Source organism: Azospirillum oryzae (assembly GCF_900177515.1).
Lineage (GTDB): Bacteria > Pseudomonadota > Alphaproteobacteria > Azospirillales > Azospirillaceae > Azospirillum > Azospirillum oryzae_A.
Genome location: NZ_FXAK01000001.1, coordinates 114,525 through 130,846, shown reverse-complemented (window position 1 = coordinate 130,846; position 16,322 = coordinate 114,525). Strand labels below are relative to the sequence as shown.

The 16,322-nt window shown below is 69.0% G+C and carries 13 protein-coding genes; 6 read left to right on the top strand and 7 right to left on the bottom strand.

Annotated elements, in window-relative coordinates:
* Positions 1-5: 5 nt before the first annotated feature.
* A complete protein-coding gene (locus B9N97_RS00620) occupies positions 6-1,628 on the top strand; it encodes an ATP-binding protein (protein ID WP_085082308.1) in 1,623 nt (540 codons plus the stop codon).
* Here B9N97_RS00620 and B9N97_RS00615 read toward each other — a convergent pair.
* The 3 genes from B9N97_RS00615 to B9N97_RS00605 form a co-directional block, all read right to left on the bottom strand.
* Complete coding sequence (locus B9N97_RS00615) at positions 1,579-2,817, bottom strand: MFS transporter (RefSeq protein ID WP_085082306.1); 1,239 nt, start codon at positions 2,815-2,817, stop codon at positions 1,579-1,581. The genes B9N97_RS00620 and B9N97_RS00615 overlap by 50 nt on opposite strands.
* Positions 2,814-3,587, bottom strand: coding sequence for a M48 family metallopeptidase (locus B9N97_RS00610; RefSeq protein WP_085082304.1), 774 nt, complete (start codon positions 3,585-3,587; stop codon positions 2,814-2,816). The genes B9N97_RS00615 and B9N97_RS00610 overlap by 4 nt, the downstream gene beginning before the upstream one ends.
* Positions 3,588-3,670: 83 nt before the next feature.
* A complete protein-coding gene (locus B9N97_RS00605; RefSeq protein WP_085082302.1) occupies positions 3,671-4,579 on the bottom strand; it encodes a LysR family transcriptional regulator in 909 nt (302 codons plus the stop codon).
* A 94-nt stretch (positions 4,580-4,673) separates the two neighbouring features.
* Between B9N97_RS00605 and B9N97_RS00600 the strand changes: the two genes are divergently transcribed.
* Together B9N97_RS00600 and B9N97_RS00595 are read left to right on the top strand one after the other, a co-directional pair.
* A complete protein-coding gene (locus B9N97_RS00600; RefSeq protein WP_085082300.1) occupies positions 4,674-5,558 on the top strand; it encodes an aldo/keto reductase family oxidoreductase in 885 nt (294 codons plus the stop codon).
* Positions 5,559-5,674: 116 nt separating this feature from the next.
* Positions 5,675-7,195, top strand: coding sequence for an AMP-binding protein (locus B9N97_RS00595; protein ID WP_085082298.1), 1,521 nt, complete (start codon positions 5,675-5,677; stop codon positions 7,193-7,195).
* A gap of 16 nt (positions 7,196-7,211) precedes the next feature.
* Here the strand turns inward: B9N97_RS00595 and B9N97_RS00590 are convergent, their stop codons facing one another.
* Together B9N97_RS00590 and B9N97_RS00585 are read right to left on the bottom strand one after the other, a co-directional pair.
* Complete coding sequence (locus B9N97_RS00590) at positions 7,212-7,637, bottom strand: PAS domain-containing protein (protein ID WP_085082296.1); 426 nt, start codon at positions 7,635-7,637, stop codon at positions 7,212-7,214.
* A gap of 35 nt (positions 7,638-7,672) precedes the next feature.
* The gene (locus tag B9N97_RS00585; protein ID WP_244560477.1) at positions 7,673-8,671 is read right to left on the bottom strand and encodes a PDR/VanB family oxidoreductase; all 999 of its coding nucleotides are present in this window, start codon (positions 8,669-8,671) and stop codon (positions 7,673-7,675) included.
* Positions 8,672-8,897: 226 nt separating this feature from the next.
* On the opposite strand from B9N97_RS00585, the gene B9N97_RS00580 reads away from it, so the two are divergent.
* From B9N97_RS00580 to B9N97_RS00570, 3 genes are all read left to right on the top strand, one after another.
* Positions 8,898-9,524, top strand: coding sequence for an SH3 domain-containing protein (locus B9N97_RS00580; RefSeq protein WP_085082294.1), 627 nt, complete (start codon positions 8,898-8,900; stop codon positions 9,522-9,524).
* 210 nt (positions 9,525-9,734) lie between these two features.
* On the top strand, positions 9,735-11,450 hold the full coding sequence (locus B9N97_RS00575; protein WP_167393157.1) for a methyl-accepting chemotaxis protein: 1,716 nt from the start codon (positions 9,735-9,737) through the stop codon (positions 11,448-11,450).
* A 97-nt stretch (positions 11,451-11,547) separates the two neighbouring features.
* The gene (locus tag B9N97_RS00570) at positions 11,548-13,884 is read left to right on the top strand and encodes an Orn/Lys/Arg family decarboxylase (protein ID WP_085082290.1); all 2,337 of its coding nucleotides are present in this window, start codon (positions 11,548-11,550) and stop codon (positions 13,882-13,884) included.
* Between the two features lie 65 nt (positions 13,885-13,949).
* Here B9N97_RS00570 and B9N97_RS00565 read toward each other — a convergent pair whose 3' ends face one another.
* Positions 13,950-15,266: an aspartate aminotransferase family protein gene (locus tag B9N97_RS00565; RefSeq protein WP_085082288.1), complete on the bottom strand. Its 1,317-nt coding sequence runs from the start codon at positions 15,264-15,266 to the stop codon at positions 13,950-13,952.
* A gap of 6 nt (positions 15,267-15,272) precedes the next feature.
* Positions 15,273-16,310, bottom strand: coding sequence for a phosphotransferase (locus tag B9N97_RS00560; protein WP_085082286.1), 1,038 nt, complete (start codon positions 16,308-16,310; stop codon positions 15,273-15,275).
* Between the last annotated feature and the right edge of the window lie 12 nt (positions 16,311-16,322).

The window sequence follows — 16,322 nt, the reverse complement described above, 5'->3', positions numbered from 1 at the left end:
GGACGATGCGCACGTCCATCCTTGTCCTGGCCCCGGAGGGGCGGGATGCCGAGGTGATCGGCTCGGTCCTCGACGAGATCGGTCTGGAGACGCGGCCTTGCGCGGATATGGCGGCGCTATGCCGAAGCCTCGGGGAAGCGACGACGGCGTTGGTGCTCTCCGAAGGAACGCTGGGCGATGTGGAGCCCCTGGCGGCGTGGCTGGAGGGCCAGCCCCCCTGGTCGGACCTGCCCATCGTGATCCTGACCTCGCGCGGCAGCCGGCAGGCGGGCCGTGGACGAAAGGCGTTCTTCCAGTCGCTCGGCAACGTCACGCTGCTGGACCGGCCGCTGCACCGCGAGGCGCTGCAGAGCGCCGCGCAGGCCGCGCTGCGCAGCCGGGCGCGCCAGTACCGGACCCGCAGCCATCTGGAGGAGATCACCAGGGCCACCAGCCGCCTGGAGGAGCGGGTCGCCGACCGGACCCGGGCCTTGCAGGCCGAAATGGCCGACCGGCGGCGGGCCGAGACGGCCCTGCTCCAGTCCCAGAAGATGGAGGCGCTTGGGCAGTTGACCGGCGGTGTGGCGCATGATTTCAACAACCTGCTGCAGGGAATCGTCAGCTGCCTCGCCGTTCTGGAACCCACGGTGCCCGACGGCACCCCGCGCCAGCTGTTCGAGGCGGCGAACCGGTCGATCGAGCGGGGGGCAAGGCTGACGCAGTCCCTGCTGTCCTTCGCGCGGCGCCAGATGCTGATGCCGGAGGCCACCGACCTGGGGGAGCTGCTGTCCGGCATGGGCTCGCTGCTGGAGCGGACGCTGGGCGGCCAGATCGAAATCAAGATGGAGGTGCCGCCCGGACTTCCCGCCGCGCTGATCGACCGGGCCCAGTTCGAATCCGCCATCCTGAACCTCGTCATCAATGCCCGCGACGCGATGCCGGCGGGCGGGCGGCTGTCGATGACGGCATTCGCCGCCACGGTGGGCCGCAACGGCGGCGGAGATGTGCCGGCAGAGCTGGCGCCCGGAACCTATGTGGCGATCCGGGTGGAGGACACCGGCACCGGCATCGAGCCGTCGGTGATGCCGCACGTCTTCGAGCCGTTCTTCACCACCAAGCCGGTCGGCAAGGGATCGGGGCTCGGCCTGTCGATGGTTCACGGCATGGCGACGCAATCCGGCGGCGGCGTCCGGATCGACAGCACGCCGGGCGTCGGAACCGCGATCACCCTGTACCTGCCCAGCGTTCCGGCCGCAGCCGCCACGCTGGCCCCGCCCGACGCCGAGATGACCTCCGGCACAGGACGCACCATCCTGCTGGTGGAGGATGATGCGATCGTGCGCATGGGGACAATGGCGCTGCTGGAGAATCTCGGACACCGGGTCATTGAGGCCGACGGCGGGGAAGAGGCCCTGGCCGTTCTCAGCGACGGGGTGGAGGTCGATGCCGTGATCACCGACTTCGCCATGCCCGGCATGAACGGCGCCGCCGTGGTGCGGGGCGCCCGGCAGCTGCGCCCCGGAATACCGGCACTGATCGTGACCGGCTATGCCGACACGCCGGACTTCGGGGAGGCCGTCCGCCTGCTGCGCAAGCCCTTCACCCCCCACCAGATTGCCGACTGTCTCGCGGCCATGCTGCCGGAGTGACGGGCGTTGTAGCCTTGGCTCGGGTCCAGATTGCGGCGGTTCCCATGAGTGCCGCAAAGGACAGCAGCGCCGTCGCTCTCCCCGCCGACTCCCAGACGGAGCCGAACAGCGGAGAGCCCGTCGTCTGCCCGAGTGCGAGCATCAGGAACGGAAGGCCAAGACCGAAGTCCGGCCGGTCGGGAAACAGGGCGATGCCCCACAATAGGAACGCACCGCTCGATACGATGTAGGCGACGCCGAACAGGCCCATGACGGCGAAGGCGATCATCGGAGTGCCGGGTGCCATGTCAGGCGCCATGCCGGGTGCCCAAGCTAGGCCGATCAGGGCGAGCGCCATTGCGGACAGCGCCGCCCGATGAACCGTACCGATGCCGAGGCGGGCGGTGAGAAGACCGGTGCCAGCGCCCGCAACTCCGGCGGCACCCAGCACGATCCAGGCGAGTGCGATGCGGCCGTCGGCGATCGCCAGCTCGTCACGCATGATGCTGGCTCCGAAGGTCCAGATCGAAGTGCTGGCGGCCCCCATCAGGAAGGCGCTGGCGCAAAGCCCTCCGACGCCACTTCGCATCAGGGTGCCGCCGGAACCGGAGCTCGTCGCGGCTTTGCGGGGACCTGCCGGCATGGCGAACCACAGCCAGATCGTTACTGCCGCACCGATTGCCGCGAAGAGCCCATAGAGCCCACGCCAACCGCCGGGGAAAGCCATGACTGCGATGCCGGAAAAGATGATGCCGGCTGCCGTGCCGGCGTTGATCGCGCCGTTCGCCTTCGGCCGGTCCACATCATCCAGACAGCGGGCGACCGCGGCGGCCAGCGGCGGGGAAGTCAGCCCGGTGCTGAGCCCCGCAAGTAGGGTTGCGATGCCGAGGCTCCAACCCGACTGCGCAATGGCGACAAGGGCCAGGCCGCAGGTCGCCGTCAGGCCGGCCAATGTGGTGACGCCGCGTTCGCCCAGTCGCGGGACGGTCATGAATGCGGCAACGATCCCGATACAATAGGCCGCAAAGGCACCGCCTCCAATCCATCCGGCGGCCGTTGCGCTGAGGGACAGGTCCTCCCGGATCTCGGGCAGCAGAAGGCCATAGGCGAAACGCGCCAGACCATAGGTCAGGGCGGTCAGCGCAAAAGCGGACGCGATCAGATTGACCCGTCCCGGCATCCGGGCCGGACGGTTCGGGCCGGCCGTCATTTCGGCGCGTAGAGCTTCAGCGCCTCCGGCATCAGGCGGTTCATCTGGCCGATGCGGTCGTCGATGCCGGGGTGGGTGGACAGGAAGACCGGCGGTGCCGATCCGGCCTGCCGCATGTTGCCCCACAGCGACACGGCCTCGTGCGGGTCGTAGCCGGCGCGCGCCATCAGCATCAGCCCGTCGCGGTCGGCCTCCAGTTCCTGATTGCGGGAATAGGGCAGGATCAGGCCGTATTGCGCGCCGGTGCCGAGCGCCGCGGCGATCTGCTGGCTGGCCGGGACGCCGCCGGCGCCCAGTGCCGCGCCGACGATGCCGGCCCCGGCCTCCGTGGCCATCTGGGTGCTGACACGCTCTGCGGCGTGGGCATCCAGATTGTGGGCGATCTCGTGCCCGATCACCGCGGCCAACTGCGCGTCGTTCTTGGCGTAGCGGAACAGCCCCTCATAGACGCCGATCTTCTGGCCGGGGAGGGCGAAGGCGTTGGCCTCCTCGCCCTGGAAGACGCGGACCTCCCATTGCGAGGCGTCGAGGCCGGCGGCGCGCAGCAGGCGCGCCGACACCTCCTCGGCCCGGCGCTGGTAGGACTGGTTGGTGGTGGCCGGCGTGGAGGAGACAAGGCGCTGCCAGTCCTGCTTTCCCAGATCCGCGAGCTGTTCCTGCGAGACGAGGTTGAGGCCGAGCCCCGTCGCCCCGCCACCGCACCCGGCCAGCGCCAGGCATCCGGCCATCATCGCCGCGAGGCGCAGTGAACGGGTCTTTTCCTTCGGCATGAGTGATCGCTCCCTGCATTTGCTTTCAAGCTTAACCCTGGCACGCCGTGGCGGTTCCAGGAAAGCTGACCATGCGGGAGGCATCAGCGGGTCCCGTCCCCGGTCTTGATGAAGTCGAGGAAGGCCCTGAGCGGGGCCGGCACCAGACGACGCCCGGCGTAATAGAGGAAGGGGCCGGAAAAGCTTTGCCACCAGGGTTCGAGGACGGGTTCCAGCGCGCCGCTGTCCAGATGCGGGCGCAGCCACTGTTCGAACAGATGGATCACCCCGACGCCGGACACCGCCGCGTCGATCGCCAGCTCCATGGCGCCGCCCGGCCCCACCACCAGCGGACCGGACGGGTCGAGCCGGATCACCTCCCCGTCGCGCTCGAACTCCCACAGCGGTACGGCGCCGCTGGCAAAGCGACCGCGCAGGCAGGAATGGGCCATCAGGTCGCGCGGATGCTCCGGCCGCCCACGCGCGCGGAGGTAGGAGGGCGAGGCCGCGGTCGCGAAGCGCTGAAGGCGGGGGCCGATGGGAACCGCGATCATGTCCTGCTCCAGCCGCTCGTCGTAGCGGATGCCGGCGTCGCAGCCGGCCTCCAGCATATCGACGAAGCTGTCCTCCGCCATCACCTCCACCTTGATTTCGGGATAGGCGGCGAGGAAGCGCGGCAGGATCGTCGGCAGCACCAGCCTCGCCACGCTGACCGGCACATTGAGCCGGAGGGTCCCCGCCACCCGGTCGCGGAAGCCGTTCACCACGTCGAGCGCGGCATCGACCTCGCGCAGCGCGGGGGCAAGCCGGGCCAGCAGGCGCTCCCCCGCCTCCGTCAGCACCACGCTGCGCGTCGTCCGGTTGAGCAGCCTCACGCCCAACTGCGCCTCCAGCCTGCGCACGGCCTCGCTGAGGGCCGAGGCGCTGGCGTTGCTGGCGCGGGCGGCCTCACGGAAACCGCGGGAGCGGGCCACCGCGACGAAGGCGTTCAGGTCCCCAAGGTCATGCTGCATTGTCCGCCGATCCGCACAGGCCGTCCCGATTGTGCAGACTAATCGAACGGGGCGCCGGCGACTAGATTTGGCGAGACCAACAAGAGAGGCCATCATGTCCATCCTCGACAAATCCAAGCTCGGCAAATCCGGCAGCGTCACCCTCGGCGGCAAGACCGTGCGCCGGCTTGGCTACGGCGCCATGCAGCTTGCCGGTCCCGGCGTGTTCGGCCCGCCGAAGGACCATGACGCGGCGATCGCCGTGCTGCGCCACGCCATCGAAGCGGGCGTCGACCACATCGACACCAGCGACTTCTACGGTCCGCATGTCACCAACCGGCTGATCCGCGAGGCGCTGGCGCCCTATCCGGACGATCTGCTGATCGTGACCAAGATCGGCGCCCGGCGCGGCGACGATGCGTCCTGGCTGCAGGCGGCCTCGCCCGACGAACTGCGGCAGGCCGTGCACGACAATCTGCGCAATCTGGGCCTGGAGGTGCTCGACGTCGTCAATCTGCGGCTGTGGGGCGACAACGGCCATGCCCCGGCCGAGGGCACGATCGAACGGGAACTGAGCGTTCTGGCCGACCTGCAGCGGCAGGGGCTGGTCCGCCACATCGGCCTCAGCAACGTCACCGCCGCCCAGGTCGAGGAGGGCCGCCGCATCTGCGAGATCGTCTGCGTGCAGAACCACTACAACCTCGTGCACCGGGCGGACGACGCGCTGATCGATGATCTCGCCGGCAAGGGGATCGCCTATGTGCCGTTCTTCCCGCTCGGCGGCTTCTCGCCCCTGCAGTCGGACCAGCTGTCGGATGTCGCCCGCCGGCTCGGTGCGACGCCGATGCAGGTCGCGCTCGCCTGGCTGCTGAAGCGCGCGCCCAATGTGCTGCTGATTCCCGGAACCTCTTCGGTCGGCCACCTGCGGGAGAATCTGGCGGCGGCGGAGCTGGTTTTGCCCGCCGATGCCCTGGAGCAGTTGAATCGCCTGGCGGCATAGCCCCGGCGGCACCGCGGCACTCATGGGAGCCGGGCGATCAGGGGGGCTGCCCGAACCGGTTTCCATGTCCTACAATCGGCTGAACGAGCGGATCAGCCGTAAGAGGAACAGTCCCGGTGAATCTCTTCTCCCTTCTCGATCAGGCGGCAACCCGGTTCCCCGACCGCGGCGCGGTGTTCCGTGGCACCGAGCCGGTCCACAGCTTCGCGGAGCTGCGCTCGCGCGCGCTGCGCATCGCCGGCGGGCTGCGGGCGTCGGGGCAGCCGGGCGACCGCATCGCCATCGCGACCGAGAATGTGCCGGAATATGTCGAGCTGTTCTTCGCCATCTGGGCGGCCGGCATGGCGGCGACGCCGGTGAACGCCAAGCTGCATCCACGCGAGCTGGTGCAGATCCTGGAGGATTCCGCTGCCGCCACCGTCTTCGTCTCGCCCAAGCTCGCCCCCGGATTGGAACAGGCGCTCGACGAATCGCCGGCGGCGTCCTGCCGCCGGATCGTCATCGGCGGGAGCGATTACGCGGCCCTGGCGGCGGGGCAGGAATGGGCCGGGCCGGTCGATCCCGATCCGCAGGCGCTGGGCTGGCTGTTCTACACCAGCGGCACCACCGGCCGGTCCAAGGGGGCGATGCTGTCGCACCGCAACCTGCTGGCCATGACCATCGCCCATCTCGCCGATGTCGAGACGGTGGACGAGGAGTGCAGCCTGCTGCACGCGGCGCCGATGTCGCACGGCTCCGGCCTCTACATGGCGGCCTATGTCGCCCGCGGCGCCCGGCAGGTGGTTCCGGCTTCCTCCGCTTTCGAGCCGGCGGAGTTCCTCGATCTCTGCGACCGTCATCCCGGCTGCGGCGCCTTCCTGGCTCCGACCATGGTGCAACGGCTGCGGCTGGAGGCGGAGCGCGGCGGGCGCCGGCCGGCCAACCTCCGCTCCATCGTCTATGGCGGCGGCCCGATGTATGTGGAGGAGCTGCGGCGGTCGCTGGCGGTCTTCGGCCCGGTCTTCGTCCAGATCTACGGCCAGGGCGAGGCGCCGATGACCATCACGAGCCTGCGCCGCCGCGACCATGCCGTGGACGACGATTCGGTGCTGGGGTCGGTCGGCTTCGCCCGCAGCGGCGTCGAGGTGGCGGTGGTGGATGCCGACGGCCGGCCGCTGCCGCCCGGCGAGGTGGGAGAGATCGTCTGCCGCGGCGACGTGGTGATGGCGGGCTACTGGAACAACACCAGGGCAACGGCCGAGGCTTTGCGCGGCGGCTGGCTCTACACCGGCGACATGGGATCCTTCGACCGGCGCGGCTACCTGACCCTGCGCGACCGGTCGAAGGACGTCATCATCAGCGGCGGCACCAACATCTACCCGCGCGAGGTGGAGGAGGTGCTGCTGCGCCACCCGGACGTCGCCGAGGTCTGCGTCACCGGCCAGCCCGATCCGGAATGGGGCGAGATCGTCGTCGCCTTCATCGTCGCCGAGGCCGGGCGCGAGATTTCCCCCGACAGCCTCGACGCCCACTGCAACGCCAGCATCGCCCGCTTCAAGCGGCCCAAGCGCTACCTGTTCGTCGAGGCGCTGCCGAAAAACAATTACGGCAAGGTGGTGAAGCGCGAACTGCGTGAGCGTCTGGCCGGCGGCGCATAGCGCAGGGGAAGGCCCGTCAGCGGCCGGCCGCCTGACGGCGCAGGGCCTTCAACTCCTCGAAGCGCGCGGAGACATCGCGCATGACGGCGGCCATGCCCAGCATCGCGCCGTCCGCATCCTTCAGCGGCACGATGGTGAACTCCACCGAGATGCGGCTGCCGTCCTTCCGCGTCGCCGGAACCGACAGCAGGTCGCCGCTGCCATAGCGGCTGACGCCCGACTTCATCACCTCGTCATAGCCGTCCCAATGGCGCTGGCGCTGCCGTTCCGGGATGATGATGTCCAGCGACTGGCCCAGCGCCTCCTCGGCGGTGAAGCCGAACACCCGCTCGGCGCCGGCATTCCAGAAGCGGATGATGCCCTCCCGGTCGGAATAGACGATGGCCTCGGCCGGGCTGTTCAACAGCGCCAGCCCGAGCCTCTGCAGGTCTTCCTCGGTCATCGTTCCTCCCACTGTCATCGTTGAATTGTCCGGACTCACAGGTCCAAAACCAGTCTTGCGCTGCGGGCCCGCGACACGCACAGCATCATCGTCTTGCCGGCGGCGCGTTCGGCGTCGGACAGCACGCTGTCGCGGTGGTCGGGTTCGCCCTCCAGCACCGTCGTCTCGCAGGTGCCGCAGATGCCCTGTTCGCAGGAGGAGTCGACCGCAACGCCGGCAGCGTCGAGCGCCTCCAGCACGCTGGTCCCCGGCGGCACCGTGACCGTCACCCCCGACCGCGCACAGACCACCTCGAAGCTGTCGTCCTCCAAGCCGTCGGCGGTCGCCTCCTCGCGCACCGGATCGACCCGCGGCGTGAACCATTCGAAGCGGACATCCTGCGCCGGTTGGGCGGCAGCGGCAACCGCCTCCATCAGCCGTTGCGGACCGCAGCAATAGATCGGGACATCGGGCGGCGTGGCAGCGAGCAGCGCATCCACGTCCAGTTTCCGCCCCTCATCGGCGGCATTGAGTTCGACCCGGCCATGGGGCAGGGCGCGGAGTTCGCCGAGGAACGGTGCCGCGGCGGCGCTGCGCACGCAATAATGCAGGGTCCAGTCGGCGCCCCGGCCGGCCGCTGCGCGGATCATCGGCAGCAGCGGCGTGATGCCGATGCCGCCGGCGATGAACAGATAGCGGGGCGCCTCGTCGAAGCGGAAATTGTTGCGCGGCAGGCCGATGGCGACGGTGGCGCCCGGCTCCAGCTCGCCATGGACGAAGCGCGATCCCCGCCCGTCGGGGACGTTCAGAACGGCGATGCTGTAGGCGTGCCGGTCCGCCGGATCGCCGCACAGCGAATAGGACCGCATCGCCCCGTCCGGCAGATGGAGGTCGATGTGCGCGCCCGGCTCGGCCGGCGGCAAGGGCCGGCCGTCGGGGTCGCGCAGTTCCACCAGCATGACCTGCGGCGCGACCCGCTCCAGACGGTGCGCGCGCAGGGTCCGTGTGGTCGAAGGCGGGCGCCGCTGCGTCTCCGGCTCAAGGCTGCTCATCATCGGACCTGCCTGGAAAGTTCGTGGTTAGGAAAGACTCTGGCGTTTGGTATGCCAGATTCAATCCAGGCAGCCTAAAACCTCAACCTAACTTCAGGTCAAGCGGAAATGCCGCGGTCTCCCCCGATGGATCATCCGCCCGCTGCCGCGTGTTGTTCGCGAAACGGTGCGCACCGGCACAACGGTGGCCGGCACCACAGCGGCCAGCATTACAGCGGGAGGAAAAGTCATGTCACGCAAGACGATCATGGTCCTGGTTGCTGCACTCGGACTGGCGGGCACCCCGGCGCTGGCCGCATCGGGCGACGTCCATGCGGTTGTGGGGGAGAAGGTGAACCTGCGCGCCGGCCCCTCCGACGACGCGGCGGTGCGCTCCACCGTCGCGCGCGGCGACGAGGTGTTGGAACTGCGGCGGGAGGGCAACTGGCTCGGCGTCCGCGTGCTGCGCACCGGCGAGGAAGGCTGGCTGTTCTCCGACCTCGTCAAGCGGCAGACCGCCAGCACGCTGGGCGGCGGCGAGGCGGCACCGGCGCAGGCCGGGTTCGAGCGGCTGTCGCCCGGCTTCGACGGGCTGGTCGCGACCATCGGCGAGCGTCTCGGCTACCGCTTCGCCGACAAGGTGGACCAGACCGGCAACGGCACCCTGCGCGTCGTCCCGACCCAGGAATGGCTCTACAACACCGGCCGCGACGGCAAGATGTACGCGGCGCTGGCCCTGTACCAGATGTGGAAGAACTACAACAACGGCCGTCCGGTGACGGTGACGCTGGGGTCGCAGGGGCCGTCCGCCATCACCATCGCCGATGCCGGGAAGGGGCCCGAACTGACCATGCCGGCGCCCAACCCGTCACGCTGAACCTCCGAGGCCACGTCTGGGTCCGGCGGTGTGCGTCTTGTTGGCGCAGGAGCATCGCCCGCCGTCAACTTATCCGCCGCCGCCGCGCCCGAATTCCCTGAAATACCGCCATATGTAAACCGGGCAGCAATGTTTGCGTTCGAAACTGACATCAAACGGCGTGGCCCGCGCGGCAACGTCCGGCCGATCGAGTTCGAAAAGGTGCTCCCCATGTCCGTTTCGCTCACCTCCGTGTCGCCCACCCGCAAGCGCCTCGTCACCAGGATCATGGCGCCGTCGCTGCTGCTGGCGGCCATCGCCGTCGGGATCGCGGTGTATGGCCTGGTGTCGCTGTCCACCCTGCACGACCGGAACGTCCAGCTGGTCGAGCGCGACGCGGCGCGTCTGGAAATGGCGCTGCGCCTGAACAGCGAGTTGAACGTCACCGCGATCGCCACCTCGAACGCCGTGCTCGCCACCAAGGCGGAGGATGTGAAGACCATCCGCGGACGCTATCAGCAGCGTCTGGCTGCCGTGCTGGATTATTCGAAGCGGATCCTGGAGACCAACCCCGCACCGGCCATCGCACAGCCGGCGAAGGACATCCAGGCGCTGTCGGGCGACTATGACCGGCTGGCGCAGCGGGCCATCGCCCTGTCGGCCGAAGGCAAGAAGGACGAGGCCTTCCAGGTGATCTTCGGCGAGATGCGCGACGTGCGCTTCAAGATCAACGGTGAGGCGGAAAAGCTGGTCGCCGCCGCCAAGGAGGAGATGCAGGCCGCCCAGAGGAGCGGCGACGCCGTCTATGACGCCGCCCTGTTCTGGCAGTCGCTGGGATCGGTGCTGGGCATCGCCCTGTCGCTGGGTCTGCTGGTCTGGATCGTCCAGCGTCACGTCTCCCGTCCGCTGAAGCGCCTCACCTCGGCGACCGAGCGGCTGTCGCGCGGTGATCTGGATGTGGAACTGGAGGCCCTTGGCGAGGGGCGCGGCGACGAGGTCGGCACGCTGGCGCACGCGCTCCACATCTTCCGCGACAACGCGCGCGAGATGCGCCGTCTGGAGGCGCAGCAGCATGAGCAGGAGGCGCTGAAGGACCGGCGCCGGCAGGCCGTCGACGGGCTGATCGCCAATTTCGAGAACGGCATCACCGGACAGCTCACGGTGCTGACCAATGCCGCCGACCAGATGCAGCAGACCGCCCAGCTGATGAACCGCACCGCGGAGTCGACGCACGAGCGCACCGCCGCGGTGGCCAACGCCTCCGAGGTGGCGTCCGGCAACGTGCAGACGGTCGCCGCCGCCGCCGATGAACTGACCGCATCCATCGCCGAGATCAGCCGCCAGATCGAACAGGCCAACGGCGTCGCCGGCGAGGCCGTGCAGCAGGTGATGCAGACCAACACGACCGTGGAGGGGCTGTCTTCCGCCGCCGCCCGGATCGGCGAGGTCGCCCACCTGATCACCGAGATCGCCAGCCAGACCAATCTGCTGGCGCTGAACGCCACCATCGAGGCGGCGCGCGCCGGAGAGGCCGGCAAGGGCTTCGCCGTCGTGGCGCAGGAAGTGAAGAACCTCGCCACCTCGACCGCGCGGGCGACGGAGGAGATCACCGCGCAGATCCAGGAGATCCAGGCGGTGAGCGGCGAGACGGTCGCGGCGATCCGCAATGTCGGGACGACGATCCGGTCCATCAGCCAGATCTCCGCCACCATTGCCGCCGCCGTCGAACAGCAGAGCGCGGCGACGCGGGAGATCGCGCGCAACACCCAGGAGGCGGCGCAGGGCACCAGCCAGGTGTCCTCCCACATCGGCGGTGTGGAGGCGGCGGCCCGCGACACCGAGGCGGCGGCCGATCAGGTCAAGACCGCCGCCGCCGCCCTGTCCGGCGAGGCGTCGTCGCTGCATGCCCAGGTCGCCGCCTTCCTCTCGTCGATCCGGGCCGCCTGAGCGGTCGGTGCCGTCCGGGCGTCACACGCCTGTCACTGAGCTGTTGTAGCGTGGCCCGCCGGCCCAAGGCCGCCCAGTCCCTCCGGAGACCCGTCGTATGGATTTCTTCCGCCGCTTCAACTTCCTGGTCTGCGCCCCCGCCTTCGAGGTGGACGAGCTGGAGGGCATGCGGCTTCAGCAGATCCTGTCGGAAGTGGAGCGGATGGGATTCGAGGTGGTGCGGGCCCGCCGGGTCGAGGATGCCGAGCTGGCGATCCGCACCGATGCCGCCATCGGCTGCATGATCGTCGATTGGGGCAAGCGCGGCGCCGACGGCAAGCAGGCCTCGCTGATCGCCTTCGCCCGCCAGCGCGGGCTGGAGATGCCGATCATCCTGCTGGTCCGCCGCCAGCGGCTGGAGAACATCCCGGTCGACGTGCTGAATCAGGTCGACGGCTACATCTTCCTGGCGGAGGAGACGCCGGAGTTCATCGCCAAGAATCTGGTCAGCCGGCTGAAGCAGTATGCCGACACGCTGAAGACCCCCTTCTTCGGCGCACTGGTCGATTATGCGGAGGAGGGCAACCAGCTCTGGACCTGTCCCGGCCACAATGGCGGCATCTTCTACAGCCGCAGCCCGATCGGTCGCATCTTCGTCGAGCATCTGGGCGAGGCGGTGTTCCGCGACGACATCGACAATTCGGTGCTGGAGATGGGCGACCTGCTGGTCCATGAGGGGCCGGCGCTGCAGGCACAGAAGGAAGCGGCCCGCATCTTCGGGGCGGAGCGCACCTATTTCGTGCTGAACGGCACCTCGGCCTCGAACAAGATCGTGCTGTCGGCGCTGGTGGCTGAGGACGACCTCGTTCTGTTCGACCGCAACAACCACAAGGCGGCCCATCATGGCGGCCTGTTCCTGGGCGGCGGCATCCCGATCTTCCTGGAGACCGAGCGCAACGCCCATGGACTGATCGGCCCGATCGACCCGCAGGCACTGGACGAGGAGGTGATCCGCGAGCGCATCCGCCGCAACCCGCTGGTCAAGGATCCCGACGCCTGGAAGCGCGAACGCCCCTTCCGCGCCGCGGTGATCCAGCAGTGCAGCTATGACGGCACCATCTACAACGCCCAGATGATGCTGGAGCGGATCGGCAATCTCTGCGACTATATCCTGTTCGACGAGGCGTGGGCGGGGTTCCTGAAATTCCACCCGCTGTTCAAAGGGCATTTCGCCATGGGGCTGGAAGGGCTGCATGACGGCCATCCCGGCATCATCGCCACCCAGTCCACCCATAAGCAGCTGGCCAGCTTCTCGCAGGCTTCGCAGATCCATGTGAGGGACAACCACATCAAGGGCCAGCGCCGCCGGGTCGAGCATCGCCGCTTCAACGAGACCTTCCTGCTGCATGCCTCGACCTCGCCCTTCTACCCGCTGTTCGCCTCGCTGGATGTCGGCGCGCAGATGATGAAGGGACGGTCGGGCGAGGTGCTGTGGGACGACACGATCCGGCTGGGCATCGAGCTGCGCAAGAAGATCCGCGCCATCCGCCGCGAGTTCGAGGAGCGCGAGAGCGACCCGGCCAAGCGCTGGTTCTTCGACCCCTTCGTGCCCGACCGCGTCACCCGCAAGGGCAGCGAGACCGCGTGGGAGGAGGTGCCGACCGACGAGCTGGCGACCGACGTGCGCCATTGGGAGTTCGCCCCCGGCGCCGACTGGCACGGCTTCCAGCATGTCGGGCCGGGCTATGCCATGACCGACCCCAACAAGCTGACGCTGCTGACCCCCGGCTTCGACCGCCACAGCGGCGCCTATGGCGACCACGGCATCCCGGCCCCGGTGGTGGCGCAGTATCTGCGCGAGAACCGCATCGTTCCGGAAAAGAACGACCTGAACTCCCTGCTGTTCCTGCTGACGCCCGGCGTGGAATCGAGCAAGGCCGGCACGCTGCTGAGCGGTCTGGTCGCCTTCAAGCGGCTGCACGACGACAACGCCCCGCTGGAGGAGGTCATCCCCGAATTCGTCGCCAAGCGGCGCGCCCATTATCTGGGCCGGCGCCTGCGCGACCTATGCGCCGAGATGCATGCCTTCTATCGCGAGAAGAACACCAGTGCCCTGCAGCGCGCCATCTTCCGGCCGGAGCATTTGCCGACCATGGCGATGCCACCGCGCGAGGCGACGCGCCATCTGGTGCGCAACGACGTCGATTACCTGCCGATCGACGAGATCGCCGGCCGCATCGCCACCACCCTGTGGGTCGTCTACCCGCCGGGCATCGCCACCATCGTTCCCGGCGAAAGGCTGGACGAGCGGGCGAAGCCGATGATCGACTATCTGAAGGTCTTCCAGGAAAGCGCCAACCGCTTCCCCGGCTTCGACAACGAGATCCAGGGCCTGTACCGCGAGACCGACGCGAAAGGCGCGATCCGCTACTTCACCTATGTGGTGAGGGAGTAGCGGACGCCGCCCGGCACGTCGGCCGGACCGGCAGGGCGCAGTCCTGACCGGCGCGGTCCTCCCGGTCAAAGCGCCGCCAGCACCTCGTCCAGCGTGGCGAGGAACAGCCGGGCGTCGTCGGGCGAGAACACCAGCGGCGGCCGGATCTTCAGAATGTGCCCCTCCTGCCCGGTGGCGCTGATCAGCACCCGGCGGCGCCGCATGTCGTTCACCACGCGGGCGGTTTCCTCCGGCGCCGGGGTCTTCAGCTTGCGGTCGCGCACCATCTCGACGCCGATGAACAGGCCGCTGCCGCGGACGTCGCCGATCAGATCGTGCTTGGCGGCGAGCGCGCGCAGCCCCTCGATCATCTGCGTGCCGACGGTCAGGGCGTTCTCCTGCAGCCGTTCGGTCTTGATGACGCGCAGCACGGCCAGCGCCACGGCGCAGGACACCGGGTTGCCGCCGAAGGTGTTGAAATATCGCTGGCTGCGGCCGAACGCCTCGATCACCTCGGGCCGGAACACCGCGCCGGCCACCGGATGGCCGTTGCCCATCGGCTTGCCGACCGTCACGATGTCGGGCACCAGCCCGTGGCGGGCGAAGCCCCACATGTGGGTGCCGAGCCGGCCGAAGCCGGGCTGGACCTCGTCGGCGATGAAGATGCCGCCGGCCTTGCGCATCGCCTCCGCCGCCGGGGCAAGGAAGCCGGCCGGATCGGTGAAGACGCCGCTGCTGGAGAAGATAGTGTCGACCAGCAGCGCCGCCGGGGCGATCCCCTTCTCGCGCAGGTCGGCGATGGCCGCCTCGACCGAGCGGGCGAAGGCGGCGCCGATCTCAGCCTCCGGGATGCGGTAGCTGTCGGGGGCCGGCACGACGCGGACATGGTCGCCCAGCTTCACCGCGCCGCCCAGCGACGGCGACATCTCCGCCAGCGCCGAGGTGACGCCGTGATAGGCGTTGTGCGCGATGACGACGCCGGTGCCGCCGGTGTGATGGCGGGCGACGCGCAGGGCCAGATCGTTGGCCTCGCTGCCGGTGCAGGTCAGCATCAGGTGCGACAGCGGCGCCGGGAATTCCGCCAGGAAGGCTTCGGCGAAGTCGAGGATTCCGTCGGTCAGATAGCGGGTGTGGGTGTTCAGCACCGCCGCCTGCATCGCCATCGCCTCCACCACCTCCGGCCGGCAGTGCCCGACCGAGGCGACGTTGTTGTAGGCGTCCAGATAACGATTGCCGTCCGCGTCATAGAGGTAGGAGCCCTCCCCCCGCACCACATGGATCGGGTCGGCGTAGAACAGGCGGTAGGCCGGGCCGAGCAGCTTTTCGCGGCGGGCGATCAGGGCGCGCTCGCGCTCCGGCAAGGAACCGGCGGCGTCGGGCGCATAGGCGTTGATCATGGTCATGACGGGTCACACTCTCTGGCAGGCGCGATGGAGCAGACGGCGCGCGGTGGCGGCCTCGTCGCCGGTCAGCTTTTCCAGGCCGGCGAAGGCGCGTTCGGCATTCCGCAGGATGTAGGCGGCGTTGGCCGGATATTCGGCGGCCCGCCAACCGGTGATGGCGATGGTGAGGGCCAAGCGGGCCGCCACCAGATCGGGCAGCAGGTCCACCTCGTCATCCGTCAGCGGCAGCACGGCGGTGAAGGCGCCGGTCATCTCGACCAGGGAGCCGAAGGGCGTCTCGCCGCTGGTGACGTGGTAGGCAAGCGCCGTCGCCAGATCGTTGACCAGCGGCGCCCTCAGCGCGTCGCCGAAATCGATGATCCCGGTGACCGTCTCGTGCCCGACCGGATCGACCACCGCGTTGTGCGGATTGAGGTCGTTGTGGATCACCTGATGCCGCAGGGCCGGCAGGCGCGGGGCCACCAGATCGGCGAAGCGGGCGATGAAGCGCTCCACCATCCCGCGGCGCGGGCCGTCCATCAGGTAATGCAGCCGGTCGGCAACGCTGGCGGTGCGGGTGATGTCCCACAGCAGGTCGCGCTCCGAGCCGGGATGCTCGTAGTCGGCCAGCGCCAGATCCAGCCGGGCCAGCGTCGTGCCCAATGCCCGCATCTGCCCCGGTGAGGCCGGCGCCGCGTGCAGCGGCGTGCCGTCGAGATAGGTCAGCAGGCGCAGGATCATCGCGTGGCCATCGACCCGAACGGTCGCCTGGGACTCCCCATCCAGCGTCGGCACCACTCGCGGCACCGGCAGGGACGGGTCGCGAAGGGCCACATGCTGCATCGCCCCGGTCTGGAAGCTGGTGACCAGCGCCGGTTCCGCCGGGTTGGTGAACTTCAGCACATAACCTTGCCCATCGGGCGTGGTGATGTGGAAGTTGCGGTCGCGTTCGCTGCTGAGTTCGCGGATGCTGCCGCTCACCCCGAAGCACCGCTGCATCATGGCGCCGGCCTCGATCGCGGAGATCGGCGGTGCGGCGGTGGTCAGAACATCGGGCTGCGTCATGACCGCACTCTC

Bases quoted from the DNA above. Each gene is read 5' to 3' on its own strand.
- B9N97_RS00560 (WP_085082286.1), bottom strand. From the start codon at position 16,310: ATGACGCAGCCCGATGTTCTGACCACCGCCGCACCGCCGATCTCCGCG.
- B9N97_RS00615 (WP_085082306.1), bottom strand. From the start codon at position 2,817: ATGACGGCCGGCCCGAACCGTCCGGCCCGGATGCCGGGACGGGTCAAT.
- B9N97_RS00570 (WP_085082290.1), top strand. From the start codon at position 11,548: ATGGATTTCTTCCGCCGCTTCAACTTCCTGGTCTGCGCCCCCGCCTTC.
- B9N97_RS00620 (WP_085082308.1), top strand. From the start codon at position 6: ATGCGCACGTCCATCCTTGTCCTGGCCCCGGAGGGGCGGGATGCCGAG.
- B9N97_RS00600 (WP_085082300.1), top strand. From the start codon at position 4,674: ATGTCCATCCTCGACAAATCCAAGCTCGGCAAATCCGGCAGCGTCACC.
- B9N97_RS00565 (WP_085082288.1), bottom strand. From the start codon at position 15,266: ATGACCATGATCAACGCCTATGCGCCCGACGCCGCCGGTTCCTTGCCG.
- B9N97_RS00605 (WP_085082302.1), bottom strand. From the start codon at position 4,579: ATGCAGCATGACCTTGGGGACCTGAACGCCTTCGTCGCGGTGGCCCGC.
- B9N97_RS00575 (WP_167393157.1), top strand. From the start codon at position 9,735: ATGTCCGTTTCGCTCACCTCCGTGTCGCCCACCCGCAAGCGCCTCGTC.
- B9N97_RS00580 (WP_085082294.1), top strand. From the start codon at position 8,898: ATGTCACGCAAGACGATCATGGTCCTGGTTGCTGCACTCGGACTGGCG.
- B9N97_RS00590 (WP_085082296.1), bottom strand. From the start codon at position 7,637: ATGACCGAGGAAGACCTGCAGAGGCTCGGGCTGGCGCTGTTGAACAGC.
- B9N97_RS00585 (WP_244560477.1), bottom strand. From the start codon at position 8,671: ATGATGAGCAGCCTTGAGCCGGAGACGCAGCGGCGCCCGCCTTCGACC.
- B9N97_RS00610 (WP_085082304.1), bottom strand. From the start codon at position 3,587: ATGCCGAAGGAAAAGACCCGTTCACTGCGCCTCGCGGCGATGATGGCC.